20 protein-coding genes and 1 riboswitch are annotated in these 19,696 nt (G+C 38.2%); of the genes, 10 read left to right on the top strand and 10 right to left on the bottom strand.

From position 1 onward, the window contains the following. Window positions 1-3: 3 nt before the first annotated feature. Together AC2CGN_RS02110 and AC2CGN_RS02105 are read left to right on the top strand one after the other, a co-directional pair. Entirely contained in the window at window positions 4-1,143 is a 1,140-nt protein-coding gene (locus AC2CGN_RS02110) for a CaiB/BaiF CoA transferase family protein (RefSeq protein WP_484511808.1), read from the top strand. A 109-nt stretch (window positions 1,144-1,252) separates the two neighbouring features. After that, the gene (locus AC2CGN_RS02105) at window positions 1,253-2,020 is read left to right on the top strand and encodes an IclR family transcriptional regulator (RefSeq protein WP_429990719.1); all 768 of its coding nucleotides are present in this window, start codon (window positions 1,253-1,255) and stop codon (window positions 2,018-2,020) included. 39 nt (window positions 2,021-2,059) lie between these two features. Here AC2CGN_RS02105 and AC2CGN_RS02100 read toward each other — a convergent pair whose 3' ends face one another. The 4 genes from AC2CGN_RS02100 to AC2CGN_RS02085 are packed head-to-tail and all read right to left on the bottom strand — an operon-like array spanning window position 2,060 to window position 5,580. Continuing rightward, complete coding sequence (locus AC2CGN_RS02100; protein WP_484511806.1) at window positions 2,060-2,629, bottom strand: 5' nucleotidase, NT5C type; 570 nt, start codon at window positions 2,627-2,629, stop codon at window positions 2,060-2,062. Between the two features lie 16 nt (window positions 2,630-2,645). Next, window positions 2,646-3,731, bottom strand: coding sequence for an FAD-dependent monooxygenase (locus AC2CGN_RS02095; protein WP_484511804.1), 1,086 nt, complete (start codon window positions 3,729-3,731; stop codon window positions 2,646-2,648). Continuing rightward, complete coding sequence (gene ribD / locus AC2CGN_RS02090; RefSeq protein ID WP_484511802.1) at window positions 3,728-4,837, bottom strand: bifunctional diaminohydroxyphosphoribosylaminopyrimidine deaminase/5-amino-6-(5-phosphoribosylamino)uracil reductase RibD; 1,110 nt, start codon at window positions 4,835-4,837, stop codon at window positions 3,728-3,730. Before ribD ends, AC2CGN_RS02095 begins: the two co-directional genes overlap by 4 nt. An 11-nt stretch (window positions 4,838-4,848) precedes the next feature. Beyond that, window positions 4,849-5,580: a GTP cyclohydrolase II gene (locus AC2CGN_RS02085; RefSeq protein WP_429980856.1), complete on the bottom strand. Its 732-nt coding sequence runs from the start codon at window positions 5,578-5,580 to the stop codon at window positions 4,849-4,851. Between the two features lie 268 nt (window positions 5,581-5,848). On the opposite strand from AC2CGN_RS02085, the gene AC2CGN_RS02080 reads away from it, so the two are divergent. From AC2CGN_RS02080 to AC2CGN_RS02065, 4 genes are all read left to right on the top strand, one after another. Then, window positions 5,849-6,484 carry a GntR family transcriptional regulator gene (locus tag AC2CGN_RS02080; protein WP_054772273.1) on the top strand — a complete coding sequence of 212 codons (636 nt, stop codon included), beginning with the start codon at window positions 5,849-5,851 and terminating at the stop codon, window positions 6,482-6,484. Between the two features lie 362 nt (window positions 6,485-6,846). Then, window positions 6,847-8,046, top strand: coding sequence for a quaternary amine ABC transporter ATP-binding protein (locus AC2CGN_RS02075; protein ID WP_429980854.1), 1,200 nt, complete (start codon window positions 6,847-6,849; stop codon window positions 8,044-8,046). Next, complete coding sequence (locus tag AC2CGN_RS02070; protein ID WP_286924409.1) at window positions 8,039-8,893, top strand: ABC transporter permease; 855 nt, start codon at window positions 8,039-8,041, stop codon at window positions 8,891-8,893. Before AC2CGN_RS02075 ends, AC2CGN_RS02070 begins: the two co-directional genes overlap by 8 nt. A gap of 48 nt (window positions 8,894-8,941) precedes the next feature. Next, window positions 8,942-9,817 (top strand): glycine betaine ABC transporter substrate-binding protein, encoded by an 876-nt coding sequence (locus tag AC2CGN_RS02065; protein WP_484511799.1) that lies wholly within the window; start codon window positions 8,942-8,944, stop codon window positions 9,815-9,817. 43 nt (window positions 9,818-9,860) lie between these two features. Here the strand turns inward: AC2CGN_RS02065 and AC2CGN_RS02060 are convergent, their stop codons facing one another. The 4 genes from AC2CGN_RS02060 to AC2CGN_RS02045 form a co-directional block, all read right to left on the bottom strand. Beyond that, window positions 9,861-10,175 carry a DMT family transporter gene (locus AC2CGN_RS02060; protein ID WP_283871343.1) on the bottom strand — a complete coding sequence of 105 codons (315 nt, stop codon included), beginning with the start codon at window positions 10,173-10,175 and terminating at the stop codon, window positions 9,861-9,863. Further along, a complete protein-coding gene (locus AC2CGN_RS02055; RefSeq protein ID WP_429980849.1) occupies window positions 10,175-10,516 on the bottom strand; it encodes a DMT family transporter in 342 nt (113 codons plus the stop codon). The genes AC2CGN_RS02060 and AC2CGN_RS02055 overlap by 1 nt, the downstream gene beginning before the upstream one ends. 33 nt (window positions 10,517-10,549) lie before the next feature. Next, a complete protein-coding gene (locus AC2CGN_RS02050) occupies window positions 10,550-10,831 on the bottom strand; it encodes a hypothetical protein (protein ID WP_484511796.1) in 282 nt (93 codons plus the stop codon). 130 nt (window positions 10,832-10,961) lie between these two features. Continuing rightward, a riboswitch (guanidine-I (ykkC/yxkD leader) is annotated at window positions 10,962-11,056 on the bottom strand. Window positions 11,057-11,087: 31 nt separating this feature from the next. Continuing rightward, on the bottom strand, window positions 11,088-12,239 hold the full coding sequence (locus AC2CGN_RS02045) for a PstS family phosphate ABC transporter substrate-binding protein (RefSeq protein ID WP_484511795.1): 1,152 nt from the start codon (window positions 12,237-12,239) through the stop codon (window positions 11,088-11,090). A 118-nt stretch (window positions 12,240-12,357) separates the two neighbouring features. Between AC2CGN_RS02045 and AC2CGN_RS02040 the strand changes: the two genes are divergently transcribed. Together AC2CGN_RS02040 and AC2CGN_RS02035 are read left to right on the top strand one after the other, a co-directional pair. Next, window positions 12,358-12,831, top strand: a complete 474-nt coding sequence (locus tag AC2CGN_RS02040; protein ID WP_429990728.1) for a YbaK/EbsC family protein — start codon at window positions 12,358-12,360, stop codon at window positions 12,829-12,831. Window positions 12,832-13,164: 333 nt separating this feature from the next. Beyond that, window positions 13,165-14,139, top strand: coding sequence for a proline dehydrogenase family protein (locus AC2CGN_RS02035; RefSeq protein ID WP_484511792.1), 975 nt, complete (start codon window positions 13,165-13,167; stop codon window positions 14,137-14,139). A gap of 123 nt (window positions 14,140-14,262) precedes the next feature. Here AC2CGN_RS02035 and AC2CGN_RS02030 read toward each other — a convergent pair whose 3' ends face one another. After that, window positions 14,263-15,600 (bottom strand): AAA-type ATPase lid domain-containing protein, encoded by a 1,338-nt coding sequence (locus AC2CGN_RS02030; protein WP_484511790.1) that lies wholly within the window; start codon window positions 15,598-15,600, stop codon window positions 14,263-14,265. 179 nt (window positions 15,601-15,779) lie between these two features. On the opposite strand from AC2CGN_RS02030, the gene pruA reads away from it, so the two are divergent. Then, entirely contained in the window at window positions 15,780-17,324 is a 1,545-nt protein-coding gene (gene pruA, locus AC2CGN_RS02025; protein ID WP_484511788.1) for an L-glutamate gamma-semialdehyde dehydrogenase, read from the top strand. 100 nt (window positions 17,325-17,424) lie between these two features. On the opposite strand, the gene AC2CGN_RS02020 is transcribed toward pruA, so the two are convergent. Beyond that, window positions 17,425-18,474, bottom strand: coding sequence for a DUF418 domain-containing protein (locus tag AC2CGN_RS02020; protein WP_484511786.1), 1,050 nt, complete (start codon window positions 18,472-18,474; stop codon window positions 17,425-17,427). Window positions 18,475-18,748: 274 nt separating this feature from the next. Between AC2CGN_RS02020 and AC2CGN_RS02015 the strand changes: the two genes are divergently transcribed. Then, a complete protein-coding gene (locus tag AC2CGN_RS02015) occupies window positions 18,749-19,012 on the top strand; it encodes a Parvovirus coat protein VP1-like protein (RefSeq protein WP_484511784.1) in 264 nt (87 codons plus the stop codon). Window positions 19,013-19,696 lie beyond the last annotated feature (684 nt).

The raw sequence follows: 19,696 nt of genomic DNA, 5'->3' as shown, positions 1-19,696 counted from the left end.
ACGATGCAACCTCTTGAAAATATTCGAATACTAGACTTATCACGCGTTTATGCTGCCCCTGCTGGCTCCATGATGTTGGCAGATTTAGGAGCAGAAGTAATTCGCATTGAACATCCAAAGGGCTCCGATAGTATGCGAGATTGGGGACCGTTTGTTCAAGAACAAAGTACGTACTATCTATGTGCTAACCGAAATAAAAAATCGATCCTACTAGACTTAAAAACAACAGAGGGTAGAGAAAGATTTAAAGATCTTGTCAAAGATGCAGATATCGTACTTGAAAACTTTAAAACTGGGGATATGGCACGAATGGGGCTAAGCTATGAGGAGTTGAAAAAAGTTAACCCACGTCTTATTTATTGTGCAGTCACAGGGTTTGGGCAAACTGGTCCTCTTGCACATGAACCTGGCTTTGACCCAGTTATTCAGGCAATGAGTGGCTTAATGCATGTCACCGGCTCCCCTGAGGGTGAAGCAACAAAGGTGGGTGTACCTATTGCAGATATTTTAACGTCTAATTATGTTGTGATTAGTATTTTAGCTGCCTTACGACTACGAGACCAAACTGATCAAGGTCAATTTATTGACTTAGCTTTACTAGATGTCCAAATGAGTAGCCTAGCAAATGTGGCAAGTGCTTATTTAAATACAGGCTTTTCCTCACAGCGTCTTGGGAATCGCCATAATAATGTTGCCCCGTATCAAGTATTTCAATGTGCGGATGGTCCCTTAATGATTTGTGTTGGGACAGATGGACAATTTGAAAAGTTTTGCGCGATGCTGAAGCATGAGGAATGGGCAAAGGATCCGCGCTTTTTATCAAATACCCTTCGTAAGCAGCATGAGGCTGAGCTTGTACAAATGATAGCTAATGTCACAATTACAAAAACTCGGGATGAATGGATCACATTATTACAGCAGTATAAAATTCCTGGTGGTCGTGTAAATACGATTGCCGAAGCATTAGCACAACCTCAGTTGATTGCACGTGATATGATTGGTGAAATAGAGCACGAACAATACGGGACCATCAAGTTTATAAAAAGCCCATTGAAATTTTCCAATTTAAATATTCAATACAAATTAGCACCACCGTTACTTGGAGAACATACAAACGAAATCCAAAAATCCTCTCTCCTCTAATCAATTTACGCTATAATAGAAGTAATTTTTATCTTATTAAGATAAAAGCTTCAGACAAAGGGTCAGATTTTCTGATATCCTGTAAATATGATTTTTAGTAGGTGTTGAGATGAATCAAGAGATCTTCGAAAAAAACTATACAATGTCATCACTGCACAAAGCTATTAAAGTATTAAAAGCTTTCACAAAAGATGAACCTAGCCTTTCTCTTACCGAGTTAAGTAAAAAAACAGGGATAAGCATCTCTAGTTTACAGCGCTTCGTTTCTACCTTTGTGTATGAAGGTTTTCTACATAAAGATGAACGTACAAAGCGCTATCAATTGGGGCATTCACTTTTATACTTAGGAAATTTAGTTAAAGAAGAATCAAGTCTAATTATTGTTGCAGAGCCCATTTTAAAAAGATTAAATGAAGAAATTGGCGAGAGTGTTTCCATGAATATAATTGATGGATTGGAAAGACGCTGTATATTAAACTATGATTCAACCTACCCGCTTTCAACAAAGATGTTCGTTGGGGACACTTCTCCCCTTTATGCGGGCGCTTCCTCTAAAGCATTGCTCGCTTTTATGTCAAATGCGGAGGACTATGTCGAGAGTATTGAGCTTGAACTAATTTCCGATAAAACCATTCTTTCCAAAGAACAGCTTTGGGAGGAATTACTACAGATTCGTAAACAACGATTTGCAAAAAGTAGAAGTGAACGTGTACGAGGTGCATGCTCGCTGTCCGCTCCGATTTTAAATGCTTCCGAGCAAATTATTGCCTCGGTGTCATTGGTCATACCTGAAGTGCGATACAATGACTATGATGAAGATACCCTAATCCGCACTATTCAAAGCGTTGGTTTAGAAATTGAAAAACAATTATTTTAAAAAAATCCCGAATGAGCTCATACCTCATTCGGGATTTTTTTATTCATTTACACGGATTATTTTAAGGAACTCATTCCAATGATTCAATCGTGGCAAATTTACTTGCTGATTATAGGATTGATTTTTTAAGATTACTTTTGTTGCTACATTGCCAAGTGTTTCTAACACTGCTGGTTTATCATCCACATAGACATCTAAGGCAAGCTTCTGAATAATCTCTACTTTTTCTATATCCTGCATACCACAGAAAAAGTGACTATCTTTGATTGGGAAGCCCTGTGCTACCATCCATTCCCTTGTGCGTGCACAGTACTGCTTTGGACGAGATGTAATGTAATAAATTTCATGTCCCTGCTGTGCTAACAATTGAAGTGTCCCAAGGGCTCCCTCAAAGGAAGGACAGTCTGTAAAATAGATTTCCTCCATGGAGTGATTCCACATTGTCGCCCCCTCTGTTTCTGTTAACCCAAACGGTTCATGAATCTCCACCCTTTGCAATGCTTGAAAAACTTCTTGCGGAATATTTTTACCTAATTTTTGATTATAGAGGGAAAAGGCGTGAGCACGTAAATTAATGAGTGTGTCATCAATATCAAAGCCAAATTTCATGTTTATTTTCTTCCTTTCAGGACGCCTTGTTGATAAAGTTTGCCGCGAATGTTTGCTCTTTCTCTAGTTGTTTTGCCAAAACTTCCTCAATAGCTAGCGTGCGCATTTCCTGGAATTGTTTCACCTCGAATTGAGCAAGTGATTCTTTCTTTAACAGCGATGCTAAACAATCTGCATCCTTTAACGCACTGTTAAGACCAAATGCCCCTGTTGGTGTCATCGTGTGAACAGCATCCCCTAGCAAAGCAATACCCTTTGTTCCCCAACTTTCACAACGGCTACTGAAAACGTCAAGCAAGACAAAATCATGCCAAGAGGTGATATGTGTTTTTACTGAGTTTGCTAATTCTGGAAATGCCTCTGAAAGCTGATGGATAAACGGTGTAAAATCCTGTTTTTTTAATTGAGCAAAACTTCCCTGCTCTATATTCCATCCTATCTGAATAAAGCCACCAACCTGTGTAAACAATGATAGCTGCTTATCTCCAATTAAGGCCATTTTTATAGACGGCTCCCAGCCATGTGGGGCAAGAATTTTTGCCCAAAGTAAGTCAAAGCCATGCTTGCGTTTTTGAATATCAATTTGTGCATGCTTACGAATAGTAGAATAACGACCGTCAGCCCCAATAATCAATTGACTACCAATTTCAATAGTCTCCCTATCTTTTGTTGCTACAACGCCTATATACCTACCTGAAGAGTCCTGTAGAAGCTGTGTTACTTTTGTATGTAGGAGACATGAAAAATGAGGAAATTGCTGTGCTTTTTGTAAAATTCCCTGTAATAAATTTGCTTGGGGTACATGAATTCCTAAATGCCCAACAGCTTCATCAGGAAAGATTGTTTTAAAAGCTTTCCCTTCTGCGTAATATTCAAGCTTCTCCATACGTAATATACCAAGTGCTTCGACTGCTTCAAAAAGCTGATGACTTTTCAAAACAGCCTCCCCCTCCTCATTTAAATGCTCGCCACGAAATGCCTGACCAAGTACTACATTTTGCTCTAATAGGATAACTGATAGGCCATTCTTTGCTAATAAATAAGACAGTAGTGCTCCTCCTGGACCTGCGCCTACGATACAAACATCAGCTTGATAATTCACTTGCCTTCACCCTTCTTTGGATAAGCAATAATACGTAAATCCTGACCAATCTTTTCAAAGGAGGCAACTTCAACATCCCATGATGCATCCATTGTCAAAGGATTCGGACCAGCAAATGGTGTTAAGGATAATTTTCCTCCAAGAACTTTTGGTGCTATATAAATGACAAATTTATCAATGGCACCCTGCTGTAAAAAGGAGGCATTTACTGTGCTGCCACCCTCCACTAAAATATCAGTAATACCATATTGATAGAGCTTATCAAGCATATCATCAATCATAAGGCCCTCTTGATTACGGCGCACCTTCATAACAGTTATACCTTGTTCTTGTAAGGCTGTTATTCTCTCTAAACTTGCATCCTCATCACAAACAATAATTGTGTCTGCTTCTTTTACATCTAGGACATGAGCATGTGCTGGAATACGGAGTGTGCTATCCATAATGATACGTACCGGATTTTTCCCGTATCCCTCTTGTAACCTTGTTGTCAAGGAAGGATTGTCTGCTATCACCGTGCCAACACCAACTAAAATCCCATCAACTTGATGTCGAATATGATGAACATCCTGACGAGCCGCCTCCCCTGTTACCCACTTAGAATGTCCTGTATGAGTCGCGATTTTTCCATCTAAGGTCATCGCGTACTTTGAAATGATAAATGGTCGTTTTGTTAACATATTATGAATAAAACGTTCATTTAAGCGTTGTGCCTGTTCCTCTAATACGCCCACAGCTACCTCAATCCCTGCATTACGTAGCAGCTGAATTCCACGTCCAGCAACAGCAGGATTGGGATCTTGCATGGCAACAACAACGCGCTTAACTTCAGATTCCTTCACTAAATTCGCGCAAGGAGGTGTTTTTCCATAATGTGAACATGGCTCAAGTGTTACATAAAGCGTGGCACCTTTCGCATGTTCTCCAGCCATACGAAAAGCATGTACCTCCGCATGTGGTTCACCCGCTTTTCTGTGTAAGCCTGTGCCTACTATAATGCCGTCTTTTACGATTACTGCCCCAACAAGTGGATTGGGGTTCGTATTGCCTCTTGCACTAGCGGCTAGATCCAGTGCTAATTGCATATATTTCTCGTCTGTCGTCATCGTAGCTCACCTCACTTCTCTTCTCGTATATGTCCAGATTTTTCAACTTTTGTATTTAAATAAAAACTGTTTGTTTCTGTCAAACCTCCCCATAATGGGACATGTCCTTCTGCTGCTAAGCCATGAGCCTGTAATGCTGCAAGCTTTTTCGGATTATTCGTAATAAGCGTAACTGGCTTTGAACGTAGGGCACCTAATACTGTAATTGCTTCTTCATAGGAACGAGTATCGTCTGAGAAGCCTAGTGCATGATTAGCCTCAACTGTATCCAATCCCTCTTCCTGTAATAAATAGGCAAGAGATTTGGAGAATAAACCAATGCCACGCCCCTCATGATCCGCTAAATAAAAAATAGCTCCACAGCCATGCTCCACAATCATTTTCATCGATTCATGTAATTGATAGCCACAGTCACAGCGCTGACTGCCAAAGATGTCACCTGTATGACATATACTATGCATCCGGATTAAAGCATCGTCTGTATGGGGAAAATCACCATAAACAAGAACCGATGATTGTTGTGAGAAAGCTAAATTAGCAGAAGCTAAACCGTCAATGATTTCTTCTTTCGATAAACTTGTATCCATTTTTAGCCAGTTATACCATTGAAAAACGGCTGAAAAATCACCTTGTTTCACCGGTAACTTGACTGGTCCAACTAGGCAAATATTTTCTGTTTTAGAGTGTTGTACAATGATCATTTTATCTTTCACTATATCCATAACTTTTGTTGTAATTGTCATTTTTTCTCCAACCTTCTATTGTAACAGCTAGTTCATTCCACTAACTGAGCACGTGTATTTTCACATTACTTACATAACGTAACTTAGTTTATAATAATAACTAAAAACTGTCAAATAACTGTTCCTATTCTATAGCTAAATATATATAGGAACGAAAACTGCTATAAGACATTTTAATGATATACTAATAGCTTATGGAGATGCTATTTTTTCTGTGCAGGCTAGTCTATAATAAGCTGAGGTAATTGTAATGGAAAGGAAGTTTAGAATGAACTTAGAAAAGAATGTTCAGGTGAAGCAGCCAAAATATCAGCAAATTGCGGTTGATCTTGCTTCAAAAATTGTAGAAAGAAAATATAGTATTGGCGATAAAATTTATGCTAGATCCTCACTTGCAAGTCAATATAATGTATCTGCAGAAACAGCCAGAAGAGCTATCGCAGTTTTACAAGACTTAGAAATTGTAGAGGCTTCCAAAGGCAGTGGTGTCATTATTAAATCATACGAAAAGGCAGCCCATTTTGTCCGACAATTCCAGGATGTACAATCTGTTCATGAGCTACAAAGTGAGCTGATGATTAGTATTCAAAAGCAGCATCAAGAATTATTGAACCTACAGGATAAAACGAAACAGCTGATTAGTCGAACAGAACATTTCCGATCCGTCAACCCGTTTATCCCCTACCAATTAGAAATGACTGCCGAAAGTCCTTGCATCCATCAAACAGTACAAGCTTTAAATTTTTGGCAAAATACATCTAGTACGATTGTTGGTATCCGTCGAGGAAATGAATTATTACTATCACCTGGACCATATGTTTCGTTTGAGGAAGGTGATATTATTTACTTTATTGGCAATGATGAAAGTTTCGCTCGTGTTCAGAGCTTTTTATATCCAAATTAAAATCCGCTTAAGCGCTGATATCACAGCGTTCAAGCGGATTTTTTCTTGGTTGTCGATTTGACAAAAGTAACAACTCTTTGTTAGTCTTAAGTTGTTACTTGTTTATTTTTGGGTATCATTATCCTCAAATAGTATTTATCTTCATGCAGCAAATGTTTGTAGCGAAAGTGAAATATCGGCTATAGAATACTCCCACCTTTAAAGGTGATGAGATGCAGATGTGAAGATATAGTCTCTGGCAAATGTCACGGAATTTGAGAAAAAAGAATGATGCAAACACTATTCAAAACCGGACAAAATATTTATTTATGTAACAGCATATTTACGCCAAGGCTAAATTATTCTTCGAAAGGAGTGGTTCTATGGAAAAAATAAAGGTGGAGCATGTTTCAAAAGTTTTTGGGAAGCATATTCCTCAAGCATTAGAACTCGTCAAGCAACAAAAAAGCAAGACTGATATCTTAAAAGAAACAGGTGCAACTGTTGGTGTCTATGATGCAAGCTTTACAGTAAATGAAGGTGAAATCTTCGTCATCATGGGATTATCAGGAAGTGGGAAATCAACACTTATTCGGCTTTTAAACCGACTGATCGAACCAACCAGTGGAAACATTTATATCGATGGAGAAAATATTTCGTCAATGGGAAAAGAAAATTTACGGAATGTCAGAAGGAACAAAATGAGTATGGTTTTTCAAAACTTCGGTTTATTCCCCCATCGTACACTTCTTCAAAATACCGAATATGGCCTTGAAATCAGAGGCATCTCAAAGGATGAACGTCAAGCAAAAGCGGAACAGGCACTCGCAAATGCTGGCTTACTCGCGTATAAAGACCAATATCCGAATCAATTATCAGGTGGTATGCAACAACGTGTTGGTTTAGCGCGTGCACTTGCCAATGATCCTGAAATCTTACTAATGGATGAAGCCTTTTCAGCACTTGATCCATTAATTCGGAAAGAAATGCAAGATGAATTACTCGATTTACAACGAACATTGAAGAAAACCATTTTATTTATCACCCATGATTTAAATGAGGCATTGCGTATTGGAGATCGTATCGCCATTATGAAGGATGGCTCCATTATTCAAATTGGCACAGGGGAAGAAATTTTAACTAATCCAGCAAATGATTATGTCAAAACCTTTGTTGAAGATGTAGATCGTTCTAAAGTATTAACTGCTGAAAATGTTATGGTTCGGCCTGTATATGTCAATGTTGACTTAGATGGTCCTGCTGTAGCTCTTAAGAGAATGCGCCAAGAGGCTGTTAGTTTGCTAATGGCGGTTGACAAAAACCGTCATTTAAAAGGCTATATTACGGCTGATGACGCCCTGGCAGCTGCTAAAAAGCATGAACAAACCGTGCATTCCATTGTTCAATCAGAGGTGTTAACCGTTCCACCAGATATGCTATTACAGGACATTTTAGGTTTGATTCATAATTCTCCTACTCCTATTGCAGTTGTAAAAGATGAGCGCTTACTTGGAGTTCTCATTCGTGGTGTTGTCATCGAAGCATTATCAACTAGCGATGAGGAGGCTGTAACACATGAATAATTTTTTAGACAATATTCCAACAATCCCACTTGCTCCATGGGTAGAATCAGCTATGGACTGGTTGACGAGTAATTTTTCAGTGTTATTTAACGCTATTCAAAAATCTGGAAAACTACTCATGAATCAGGTCACTGATTTATTAATAAACATTCCTGCCATTATTCTTATAATACTTGTCGTCATTTTTGCCTTTTTCATCACGGGCAAGAAATTTGGACTTGCTGCTTTTTCATTCATAGGCCTGCTTTTTATTTATAACCAAGGCTTATGGTCACATCTTATGGAAACAACTACACTTGTACTTTTCTCAAGTATTATTTCAATTATTATTGGTATTCCACTTGGCATCCTTATGTCCAAATCGAATGTAGCAGAAAATGTTATTAAGCCCATACTTGATTTTATGCAAACAATGCCTGGCTTCGTATACTTAATTCCCGCAGTTGCCTTCTTTGGCATTGGAATTGTACCTGGTGTCTTTGCATCTGTTATTTTTGCATTACCTCCAACAGTACGTATGACGAATCTTGGTATTCGCCAGGTTCCAAAAGAGTTAGTGGAAGCTGCAGATTCCTACGGCAGTACAGCTAGCCAAAAATTATTTAAAGTGGAGATTCCACTCGCAAAATCAACCATCATGGCAGGTATTAACCAAACCGTTATGCTTTCACTATCAATGGTGGTCGTTGCCTCAATGATTGGCGCACCTGGACTTGGTCGTGAAGTATTGACTGCACTGCAACGTACACAAGTTGGTAATGGATTTGTAGCAGGTTTGAGTCTAGTAATCTTCGCGATTATTATTGATCGTTTAACACAAAGCTTTAATAAAAAGAAGGCAGCCTAGAAAAAACATAGCGTTTTTTTGATTATATAAATAAGAAAGGAAGATTCGATGAAATTGAAAACTTTATCTAAATTAGGAATGGCTTTAGGTCTTGGCTTTATACTTGCTGCATGTAGTGGTGATGATTCTAACAAAAGCAGCGGAGACTCAAAGGATGTCAACCTTGCCTATGTGGAATGGGATACAGAAATTGCTTCCACGAATGTCGTAGGTCAGGTGCTTGAGGACTTAGGATACAATGTAACATTAACACCGCTTGATAATGCTATTATGTGGGAGGCTGTTTCAAAAGGTGAAGCAGATGGAATGGTCGCTGCTTGGCTACCTCATACACATGCCTCTCAATACGAAAAATATAAGGCTGATTTAGATGAGTTAGGTGAAAACCTGGCTGGTGCAAAAATTGGTTTAGTAGTACCAAGCTATATGAATATAAATTCAATCGAGGATTTAGCAAATGAAGCAGACCACACTATAACAGGTATAGAGCCTGGCGCTGGGATCACGGCTGCTACAGAAAAGGCGTTAGATGAATACGATAACTTATCAGATTGGAGTCTAGTAACCTCTTCATCTGGCGCCATGACAACTTCCCTGGCAAAGGCCATTAAAAATAAAGACGAAATTATCGTGACAGGCTGGTCTCCTCACTGGAAATTCGCCAAATATGATCTAAAATATTTAGAGGATCCAAAGGGTGTTTATGGCGGGGAAGAAACAATTAATACCTTCGTTCGCAAAGGCTTAAAAGAGGATCAACCAGATGTCTATTCTGTCCTAGATAATTTCCATTGGACATCAGAGGATTTAGAAAGTGTAATGCTTGAAGTTATGGATGGCAAAGATCCAAAAGACGCCGCTAAAGACTGGATAGAGAAAAACGCTGATAAAGTAGCTGAATGGACAAAGGATGTAAAAAAATAATATTTTCAAAAAGCACTTCCGTTTAATGTGGAAGTGCTTTTATTTATGATAATAATTTTAAGAAAATTGCTGCTCCTAGGACCAACGCAATACAGAAAATACGTCTCCAATCCTTTGATTCATTAAAGAATAGCATACCTAGCAATGCTCCTCCCGCCGCTCCGATTCCTGTCCAAATAGCGTAGGCTGTGCCCATCGGTAAAGTTTCCATAGCATATGCAAGGCCCGCAAAACTTAGGGTAAATGCAAAAATCAGCAGTGCTAAATTTTTAATGCTCTTAGTATCGTTATATTTGCTAATCATATAAACACCCATCATCTCACAGAGCCCTGCAATCACCAATGCCATCCATGCCATTATTCACTCACCTCTTTATCTTTTGGCTCTCCAGTCACAAGCTTTAAGCCCACCACCCCTGAAAGTAACACGACAATACATAAAATTTTAGCGATTTTCCACGGCTCTCCAAATAGCAAGCTATCCGCACACACCGTTCCCGCCGTACCTAAGCCTACAAATACCGCATAAACCGTTCCGACAGGCAAACTTTCCCCAGCTTTAATTAATAAATAAAAGCTTACAAAAATAGCAACGGCTGTACCTATCCATTCAATACTATTTCCCGCATGCTTTAGGCCTATGACCCAACCGACCTCAAAAAAAGCAGCAACGATAACACTTGCCCATTGTTTATTCATAGTGAATTCCTCCATATTATTGCTAGACACGGACTAAAGGCTAGTCTTAAAGTTTTTAGCTTTATTTTTGTTAAATGAAATTTTCAGAAATGTGTTTTTTTCTCTGGGTGGAGCGATTTTATTCAGGAGCCGAGCGCTTTTCTCCTCGAGCTGAGCGCTTTTCTCCTCAAGCCGAGCGCCTTTCTCCTCAAGCCGAGCACTTTTCTCCTCGAGCCGAGCGCCTTTCTCCCCAAGTCGAGCGCTTTTCTCCCTGAGCCGAGCGCTTTTCTCCTCAAGCCTAGCGCCTTTCCCTACTACCTGAGCCTTTTTCTCCATGAGTCGAGCATCCTTTTTAATACTTAAGTAGATTCGCTCAATCTAGCACACATCCAAATTTCCAGCATTTCTAGCATAACCTTATTTTAAGCCAAACAAAAAAAGCCTAAGGAACACTGTTGTAAACAGTATCTCCCAGGCTTTTATCCTTCCGTGTCACAAAACAATTTGTGGTTTTCTCTCGGACCAGACTAGCCAAGCTACGGAACCCTAGAAAACTATCATATGTTATTATGTCACTAGTATATCAAACTATTTAGTTAATTTCCACTGAAACATAGCCAACTTTTTCGACTAGTGCTTGTCCCTCCTCTGAAACAATCCAGTCGATAAATTTCTTTACATTCGAATTATCTGTTCCTGCTGTAACCGCATAAAATTCAGATACAAGGGGATATGTACCGTTACGAATATTTTCCCTTGTAGGCTCAATCCCATCAATGGACAATAATTTAATATCCTTGTTATTGACCATTTCCGTGGAATAAAATCGAAACGTGTAGCCAATAGCATTTTTATAATTACGATATTGAGATACCTCATGGATAATGCCCCCCATGCCTGTTGCAACATTTTCAGCAGGTGCTCCCATAATTGGTGTATCTCCCATAATTTTTTCTAATGCTGTTTGACTTCCGCTATCAGCTGGACGTTGAAAGGCACGAATCACATCATTTTTACCGCCAACTTCCTGCCAATTCGTAATTTGGCCAGCATATATTTGCTGAACTTGCCCCAGTGTTAAATTTTCTACAGTGTTCTTATGATTAACGAAAAAGACAAATGCCTCTCGTCCAATGGGAATCATATGAAAAGTAAGACCTTGCATCTCAGCCTGTCTTTTTTGGGATTCTGATGGTGCTGCTACAAAAATTAGATCCACATCTCCTGAGATTAAATTTTGATACGCTTCAGGTGTACGGCTTACCATTACTCTACTATCGTAATAAGGATAATCCCCCTTTGGATATGTAGCTTCTACAAAGGCAGCATAGAGTGGATACATGGCCGTTGCCCCATCTAAGCGTGGCAAAGGTTCAACGAGCTGCAATGAAGCTTTTGTGTCTAGCTTCATAACCTGATTAGATTCCGTAAATGGTTGATAGGCTGATACATCGATTTCAGCATCAACTGTTGGGATACTTATTTTATAGTAATGTTGAAGAGGCTCAACTAAGGCAAGGCAGAGTGAAATCCCCAATATTCCAGCTAGCCAAATCTTACGCTTCTTTGTTGATAACCAATTAAAAATTATACAAATAAAAAGAACAAATAAACAAAGTGGAACGACAACTAGTAACCCTCTAAAATGTATTCCGCCCATTAACAATACATATAGCCCAACAATCCCCGTAAAAAATAGTAATCCTATTAATACAAAAAACGTTTGCAGTAATTTCAAAAGCATTTTCCCACCTCCGAAAAGTGTAATTTTACACTATATATTTATAATAGGTTATTTGCAACTATTTATTCTGAAAATTATGTTAAAATAAAACGTAAATACATCAAGGAGGTAAGTACATATGGCTATTGAAAAGGTAAAAAAGCATTTAGCACAATGGAATGTGGAACACAAAATACTGGAGCTAGAAGAAAGCTCTGCTACCGTGGAATTGGCGGCACAGGCACTTGGTTGTGAGCCTGAACGTATTGCCAAGTCTTTATCGTTTCTAGTGAACGATGGAGCGGTATTAATCGTTGCTGCGGGGGATGCGAAAATTGACAACGCTAAATTTAAAACTGTCTTTGGTACAAAAGCAAAAATGCTAGCAAAAGATGAGGTTCTTGAAAAAATTGGACATGAAGTAGGAGGTGTTTGTCCTTTCGGTGTCAATGATGGTGTCGCTATTTATTTAGATGAATCTCTTAAACGTTTTACAACGGTATTCCCCGCATGTGGTAGTAGTAATTCTGCCATTGAGCTTACGATCTCTGAACTAGAAACCTACACACCTTACCAAGAATGGATAGATGTTTGCAAAGGCTGGAATGAATAATATAATTTTACTAATCGGTGAAACATTAAGGTCGTTTCATCGATTTTTTTGTAACTAAAAATAATATTTCAATATAATATATAATCCCTATTCATCTAATGCCTCTTAAAAAAAGCATAGTTATAATCAAAAATAAAAGAAAAAATCCCTTTTGAAAAGCCCTTTTTTTCAGAAAAAAATATTTTTTCTTTTTGTATATCTAAAAAAAGTCAGTACGCACAACATCTCACTACCCATAAAATAATTTTTCACAAAAAATCTAATAGTTTTACTTTTTAAAAAAAGTGTTATAATCGCCAAGAATTTAAAATTTTCAACTTTGGAGGTTACTTTATGGTATTACGTGACTTTTTTATTTACTTATCAGAGAACAAATTATTAAATAGCGCTGCGCAAAAATATGGACTAAAAATGGGGGCCCAAAGCGTTGTTGCTGGCACAAGCCTTCCTGAAGTTGTGCAATCTATCAAAGAATTAAATAAAGCTAATATTTCTTGTACAGTTGATAATCTTGGCGAATTCGTATACGAAAAGTCAGAGGCAACGGCTGCAAAAAACAATATTTTAGCTGTAGTTCAGGCTATCCATGATGAACAGCTGGACGCACATATTTCACTTAAGCCTTCACAATTAGGTTTAGATATTGATTATGCATTTTGCTACGAAAACTTAAAAGAAATCGTGGAACTTGCCTATCAATATAATATTTTCGTGAATTTTGATATGGAAAACTACGAGCGTTTACACAGCTCATTTGAATTACTTGAGGAGTTACATCAGGAATTTGATAACGTAGGTACAGTTATTCAAGCTTACTTCTTTGAGTCAGAGGAAAATATCGAAAAATACAAAAACTTCCGTTTACGAATTGTAAAAGGTGCCTACAAAGAACCAGAAAATGTAGCTTATCAATCAAAAGGTGATATTGATCGTAACTACCTAAAGCTAATTGAATATCATTTATTGCATGGTAAGTTTACATCTATCGCTACACATGATCATAATGTAATTAATCATGTGAAACAATTTGTTAAACAACATAATATTTCAAATGACAAGTTTGAATTCCAAATGCTCTACGGCTTCCGCAAAGAAATGCAACTAGACCTTGCACGCGAAGGCTATAATTTCTGTACATATCTACCATTTGGTAACGATTGGTATGGATACTTTATGCGCCGTTTAGCAGAACGCCCTCAAAATGTAGCGCTTGTTACAAAACAAGTGTTTAATAAAAATACAAACTTGGCTATTGGCATAGGAGCAGCAGCATTTGCCCTCGGTCGCCTTTCAAAAAAACGAAAATAACACTAATTCAAGCAAGCTATCCGTCAATCTGGTAGTTTTATCCGTCACTTTTGGGAGCCTATCAGTCAGATTGATACTTCTATCCGTCATTTTGAACAATCTATCAAAAAAGCGAAAACATCGTTAATCAATGTTTTCGCTTTTCTTATTGAGCTTATAGTTTTTTACACGGTATTGTAAGCTTTGTCGACGTATCCCCAACGCAGCAGCCGTTTTGGAAATATTACCTTGATGAAAGTCTAACGCCTTCGAAATATAATATTCCTCTACCTCTTTCATATAGACGTCTAGTGGTCTTATGTCCTGCTGATTTTTGATAACAAATAAATCACTCGTAGAGACTTCTTTTTCGATTTCTTCACATGTACTTTGAATTTTCCACTTAAAATGGACAGGCAACATATGTGGTTCAACGATGGTTTCATTCGTAATGAGTGAGGTGATTTCATCCAATAGCACTTCTAATTCCTTTAAATTACCTGGCCAGTCATATTTTAAAAAGGTCTCTCGCACCTCATCTGAAAGTCCCTGGATAGATGAACCAAAGCTGTCACGATGCCTTTTGAAATAATCATCAATAAATGGCATAATATCCTCTTTTCGATCTCGTAAAGGTGGCACATAAATCGTGATACCCGAAAATAGTCGGTAAAGCTTTTTGGATAGCTCCTGCTTTTGAATTAAATCAATTGGATCTTTACCAACGCTAGCAATTAAAACATGCTGATGATTTGGATGATTATTGAAAAGCTCAACAATCTTTTCTTGAGCTTCTAGTGATAGGTATTCAATTCGCTCAGCAAAAAAAGTAATTTTTTCCTTTTCAATAATATATTTTTCAAATTGCTTTAGCACTGTTTTTTCATCTCGACGGCAGATTAGAGCAATAAACATATCATTTTGCACCTTTAGATCATGATGAATTCCTTCAGCCACCATATCAATACCAGTACCTGATTCTCCGATCAACACAACTGGCATTCTGCTTAGTGCAACAATCTTTGCTTTTTCTATAACATCCTTCATGACTGCCGATACAGCCGTAATAATATCAAATGTTAATGGTGCCCCATACCTTCTTAATGGCTGGTACATCATGTATTCAAGCTGTGTAATATCTCGGGCGAATTCTACAGCTCCCACTAAAATACCCTCATAGTGCAACGGATAAATATTGCTTATATAGGTCACTTCTTGATTTTTTTTATTCCAATACGTTTTTTTCACATTCAGCACAGGTGTTTCTGAATTTAAGACCTTATAAATATCACTTTTTTCGATTTCGAAATCAATAATCTCTAAGGCTCGCCTCTCCTCGAACTCATCTTCGTTCACGCCCTCTAATTCTCTCATCTTTTTATTGTATATGAGTAGCTTGCCTTCTGTATCGACAACGCAAATTCCCATATCACCTTTTTCAATAACGTATTTATAAATACTTTGTAGTACATTATTATCCATCTTGCCCTCCTGTATTTCCTTAAGCCTATTCTAACACCAATACGAAAAACAGATGCAAAAATTAAAAAAGTTTTAATATTTGAGTTGATTAATGCCAAATAATATTGCATTATATAATTATCACAATCTTATAAGGTGCATAATCATTTGGCACCCTATATCCATGGGAGGAAAATGACATGATTCCATACAAACACGAACCGTTCACAGATTTTTCACAAGAGGCAAACTACAACGCTTACGTAGAGGCTTTAAATAAAGTTGAAAGTTATTTAGGGCAAGACTATCCACTTATTATCGGTGGCGAACGCATTACAACAGAAGATAAAATCGTTTCATATAACCCTGCAAAGAAAACAGAAGTGATTGGTCGCGTATCAAAAGCAAGCAAAGACTTAGCTGAAAAAGCGATGCAAGCAGCAGATGAAACATTTAAAACTTGGAAAAGGGTAGATCCAGCTATTCGTGCAGATGTACTTTTCAAAGCAGCCGCGATTATTCGCCGCCGTAAACATGAATTCTCTGCACTTTTAACAAAAGAAGCTGGGAAACCATGGGCAGAGGCAGATGCAGATACAGCAGAAGCCATTGACTTCATGGAATACTATGGTCGTCAAATGCTACGCATTAAAGATGGCCAACCAGTAGAAAGCCGTCCAGGTGAATACAACCGTTATGACTATATTCCATTAGGGATCGGTATTGTTATTTCTCCTTGGAACTTCCCATTCGCAATCATGGCGGGTACAACAGTGGCCGCTTTAGTAACAGGAAACACAGTGTTATTAAAACCAGCTTCAACAACACCCGTTGTGGCGTATAAATTTATCGAAGTATTAGAAGAAGCAGGTCTTCCAGCAGGTGCAGTGAACTTCGTACCAGGTTCTGGTGCTGAAGTAGGTGACTACTTAGTAGATCATCCAAAAACACGCTTCATCAGCTTCACAGGTTCACGTGATGTTGGCTTACGTATTAATCAACGTGCTTCTGTGTTAAATGAAGGTCAAATTTGGATCAAACGTGTCATCGCTGAAATGGGTGGTAAAGATACAATCGTAGTGGATAAAGAAGCAGACTTAGAGCTAGCTGCACAATCGATTGTGAAATCAGCATTTGGCTTCTCTGGTCAAAAATGTTCAGCATGTTCACGTGCGGTAATCGTAGAAGATGTATATGACCAAGTAGTAGAGCGCGTGGTTGAATTAACAAACGCTTTAACAGTTGGGGACCCAACAGATTTCAGCAACTTCATGGCAACAGTTATTGACCAAGCCGCTTTCAACAAAATTACTGAGTACATCGAAATCGGTAAAGGCGAAGGTCGTCTAGTTGCGGGTGGTACAGCAGACGATTCAGTTGGATACTTCGTTCAACCAACAGTATTTGCAGACGTAGATCCATCTGCACGTATTATGAAAGAAGAAATCTTCGGACCAGTTGTAGCGATTGCAAAAGCGAAAGATTTCGACCAAGCAATTGACATCGCAAACGATACAGAATATGGCTTAACAGGTGCAGTCATCACGAAAAACCGTGTGAACCTAGAAAAAGCTCGTCAAGAATTCCATGTCGGAAACCTTTACTTTAACCGTGGCTGTACAGGTGCCATCGTTGGCTACCAACCATTCGGCGGCTTCAACATGTCAGGTACAGACTCAAAAGCTGGTGGCCCAGACTACCTACAGCTTCATATGCAAGCGAAAACAACTTCAGAAATGCTTTAATTAACTACAGAGAATACCACATATATAATAGAAGAAACTCTTAATTATTAAAAAATCCCTAACAGTCTCAAAAACAGCTGTTAGGGATTTTTTACATGCTTTATTTTTTATTTGTAGTGCCCTTTCTTCCGTATGTCATAAAGCGCCATACCTTTTCAAACGGCCCCATTTTAAAGAATTTAAACCAAATAACGCTAAAGATTATTTGAATCACAAAGACTAGGCTCGCTATTAGCACAGTATCCGAGGGTGAAACAACCTCTAGTCCCATTAAAGATATAATCGCTAGCCCAATAAAGCTTTGAGCTAAATAATTGGTAAACGCCATTTGTCCAACCCTGCCAATGGGTTGAAGGAATTTAGCAATTTTTTCGTTCTCTAAAATAGTAAATAAACAAGCTAAATAAAAATAAGTGGTTGGAATGACACCTAAGCCTATTAGTAATGATAGATTTTCATTATCCCCTTGAGATGCAAACCAAATACATATCGAGATTCCTATAAAGAAAGGGAATGTTATAAATTGTACCCATTTTATTTGTTTGGAATAGTCACTTACATGATTAATCCACCCTGCTTTTGCTACTAATAAACCAGTTAAAAACATAATAAAAATAGTCACTGCATCATTTCCAACTAAACTAAATGCTGTTGATAGAGCACCGTTATTCGGCATGAAAATTTGTCCCAGAATACCAAGCACATGAATAGTTATAAACGCAAAGAGCCATTTACCAATCGTTGGAACCTTTGCATTATAAAAAGGTAATAAAAAGAAACCTATTACGGCATAAATGGCAAGAATCGAGCCCCAGAAAATAAAAATATGAATAATGCCTATTAGAAGCAAGGCTAATAAACGTCTTGCAAAACGCCATTTTGGTTTATCACCCCGAGCTTCTGCACGAGAAGCAAAAATATAAAAGCCTACACCAAACAGGAAGGAAAAAATTGAAAAGAATTTCTTCTGAATAAACATATCGACTAGTCTATCGATTTGACCATTTATTCCACTATAGTCAGGCATCGGTCCTCCCTCTATAATTAACTGATAGGCAGCCACATTAATAAATAAAATACCAAACAGTGCTAACCCTCGAATAATATCTAAGGAAACTATTCTTTCTTTTTGTGTAACGGATGAATTCATACAGTAAAACTCCTTATCTTTCAAACTTTTTTAGCATAAGTGAAGCTCTTGGGCAAGCCGAATTGAATCGACAGCTGCTTGTGCCCCTTAATCTTATTGTGCTATTGCTATCATAGCTTTCCATCCTTACACCTATTTTTTTTAAAGCTTACAGTAACCTTACAAATATTCGGTATTACCTTCATTTTTTCACCTTTACTAGTTTTAAATCCCCTTTTTCAATTCAAAATTTCATATTTTATAATAACTATTTCTTTTAGAAAGGGGTTTGACGATGAACAGACAGCGTAAGCTCAGTTTTTGTTACCCAGGCTATAAATATTGTGGACCAGGCTGTTCAGGACCAGGTGCTCCAACGAATGCTGTAGATGCATGTTGTAAGCAACATGATGAATGCTATGCTCGATACGGTAGTACAAAACATTGTGATGAATTGTTTCAAAACTGCTTACGGCCTTATATGAAGACAAATAATAAAATGGCTAGAGATGCTAAATTATTTTACAATATTTTCGAAATACGTAATCGCTTCTTTTAAGATGAAAAAGCTCACATTGTAGTGTTGAAAAACTAAATCGTCAAGAGAATCTTTGTGAACACTACTAAGTCAAATGAAAGTGATTTCCGTTCCAGGCTACTCGCTTTCCAGTGGGCGAGCGACGAGCCGCTTCCTGCGCTGGAGGAACGAAGGCTAAGTGCATCACGTCCTGTGACAACGCCTTCGTGACCAACCTCGTGTTGGCCTCAGGGTCTCGTCTGTCTCACTATCCCACAGGAGTCGAGTAGCCTTCCACTCCAATCAGCAATAGTGTAGAACTTTAAATATTTTCTTTCCTCAAAAGTAAAGTAAAAGCATATTACCCACCATCATTAAATGGATAGAATAGTGGTACAATTTTATAGCTGTCAACCTTCATTTTGTGCATCAAACTACTTTTTAACGATTCATAAAGCCACTTATTGCTAACAACACTGCTATAGGTAAATGTTGTGATGGCTAAAACTTCAATTTATCACTATGAGACCCTGGACGCGAGTGAAGCGGCTCATCGGAAGCCCCCAAGAAGCTCTGCGCGAAACCGAAGCGTCAGCGGCAAATGTTTGCTGTAGCGAAAGCAAAGCGACAGCTACAAAGCACTCAGTCGGAACGGAGATCAACCCCTCGTTTCAAAAAAGGGCTATGCTTTTTAATTTGTCACCTTGATTTCATTGACATAAAAGT

Source organism: Lysinibacillus sp. DFXJR4, assembly GCF_057196045.1.
The sequence above is the reverse complement of the archived record's forward strand: the minus strand, read 5'-3'. Positions and strand labels throughout refer to the sequence as shown.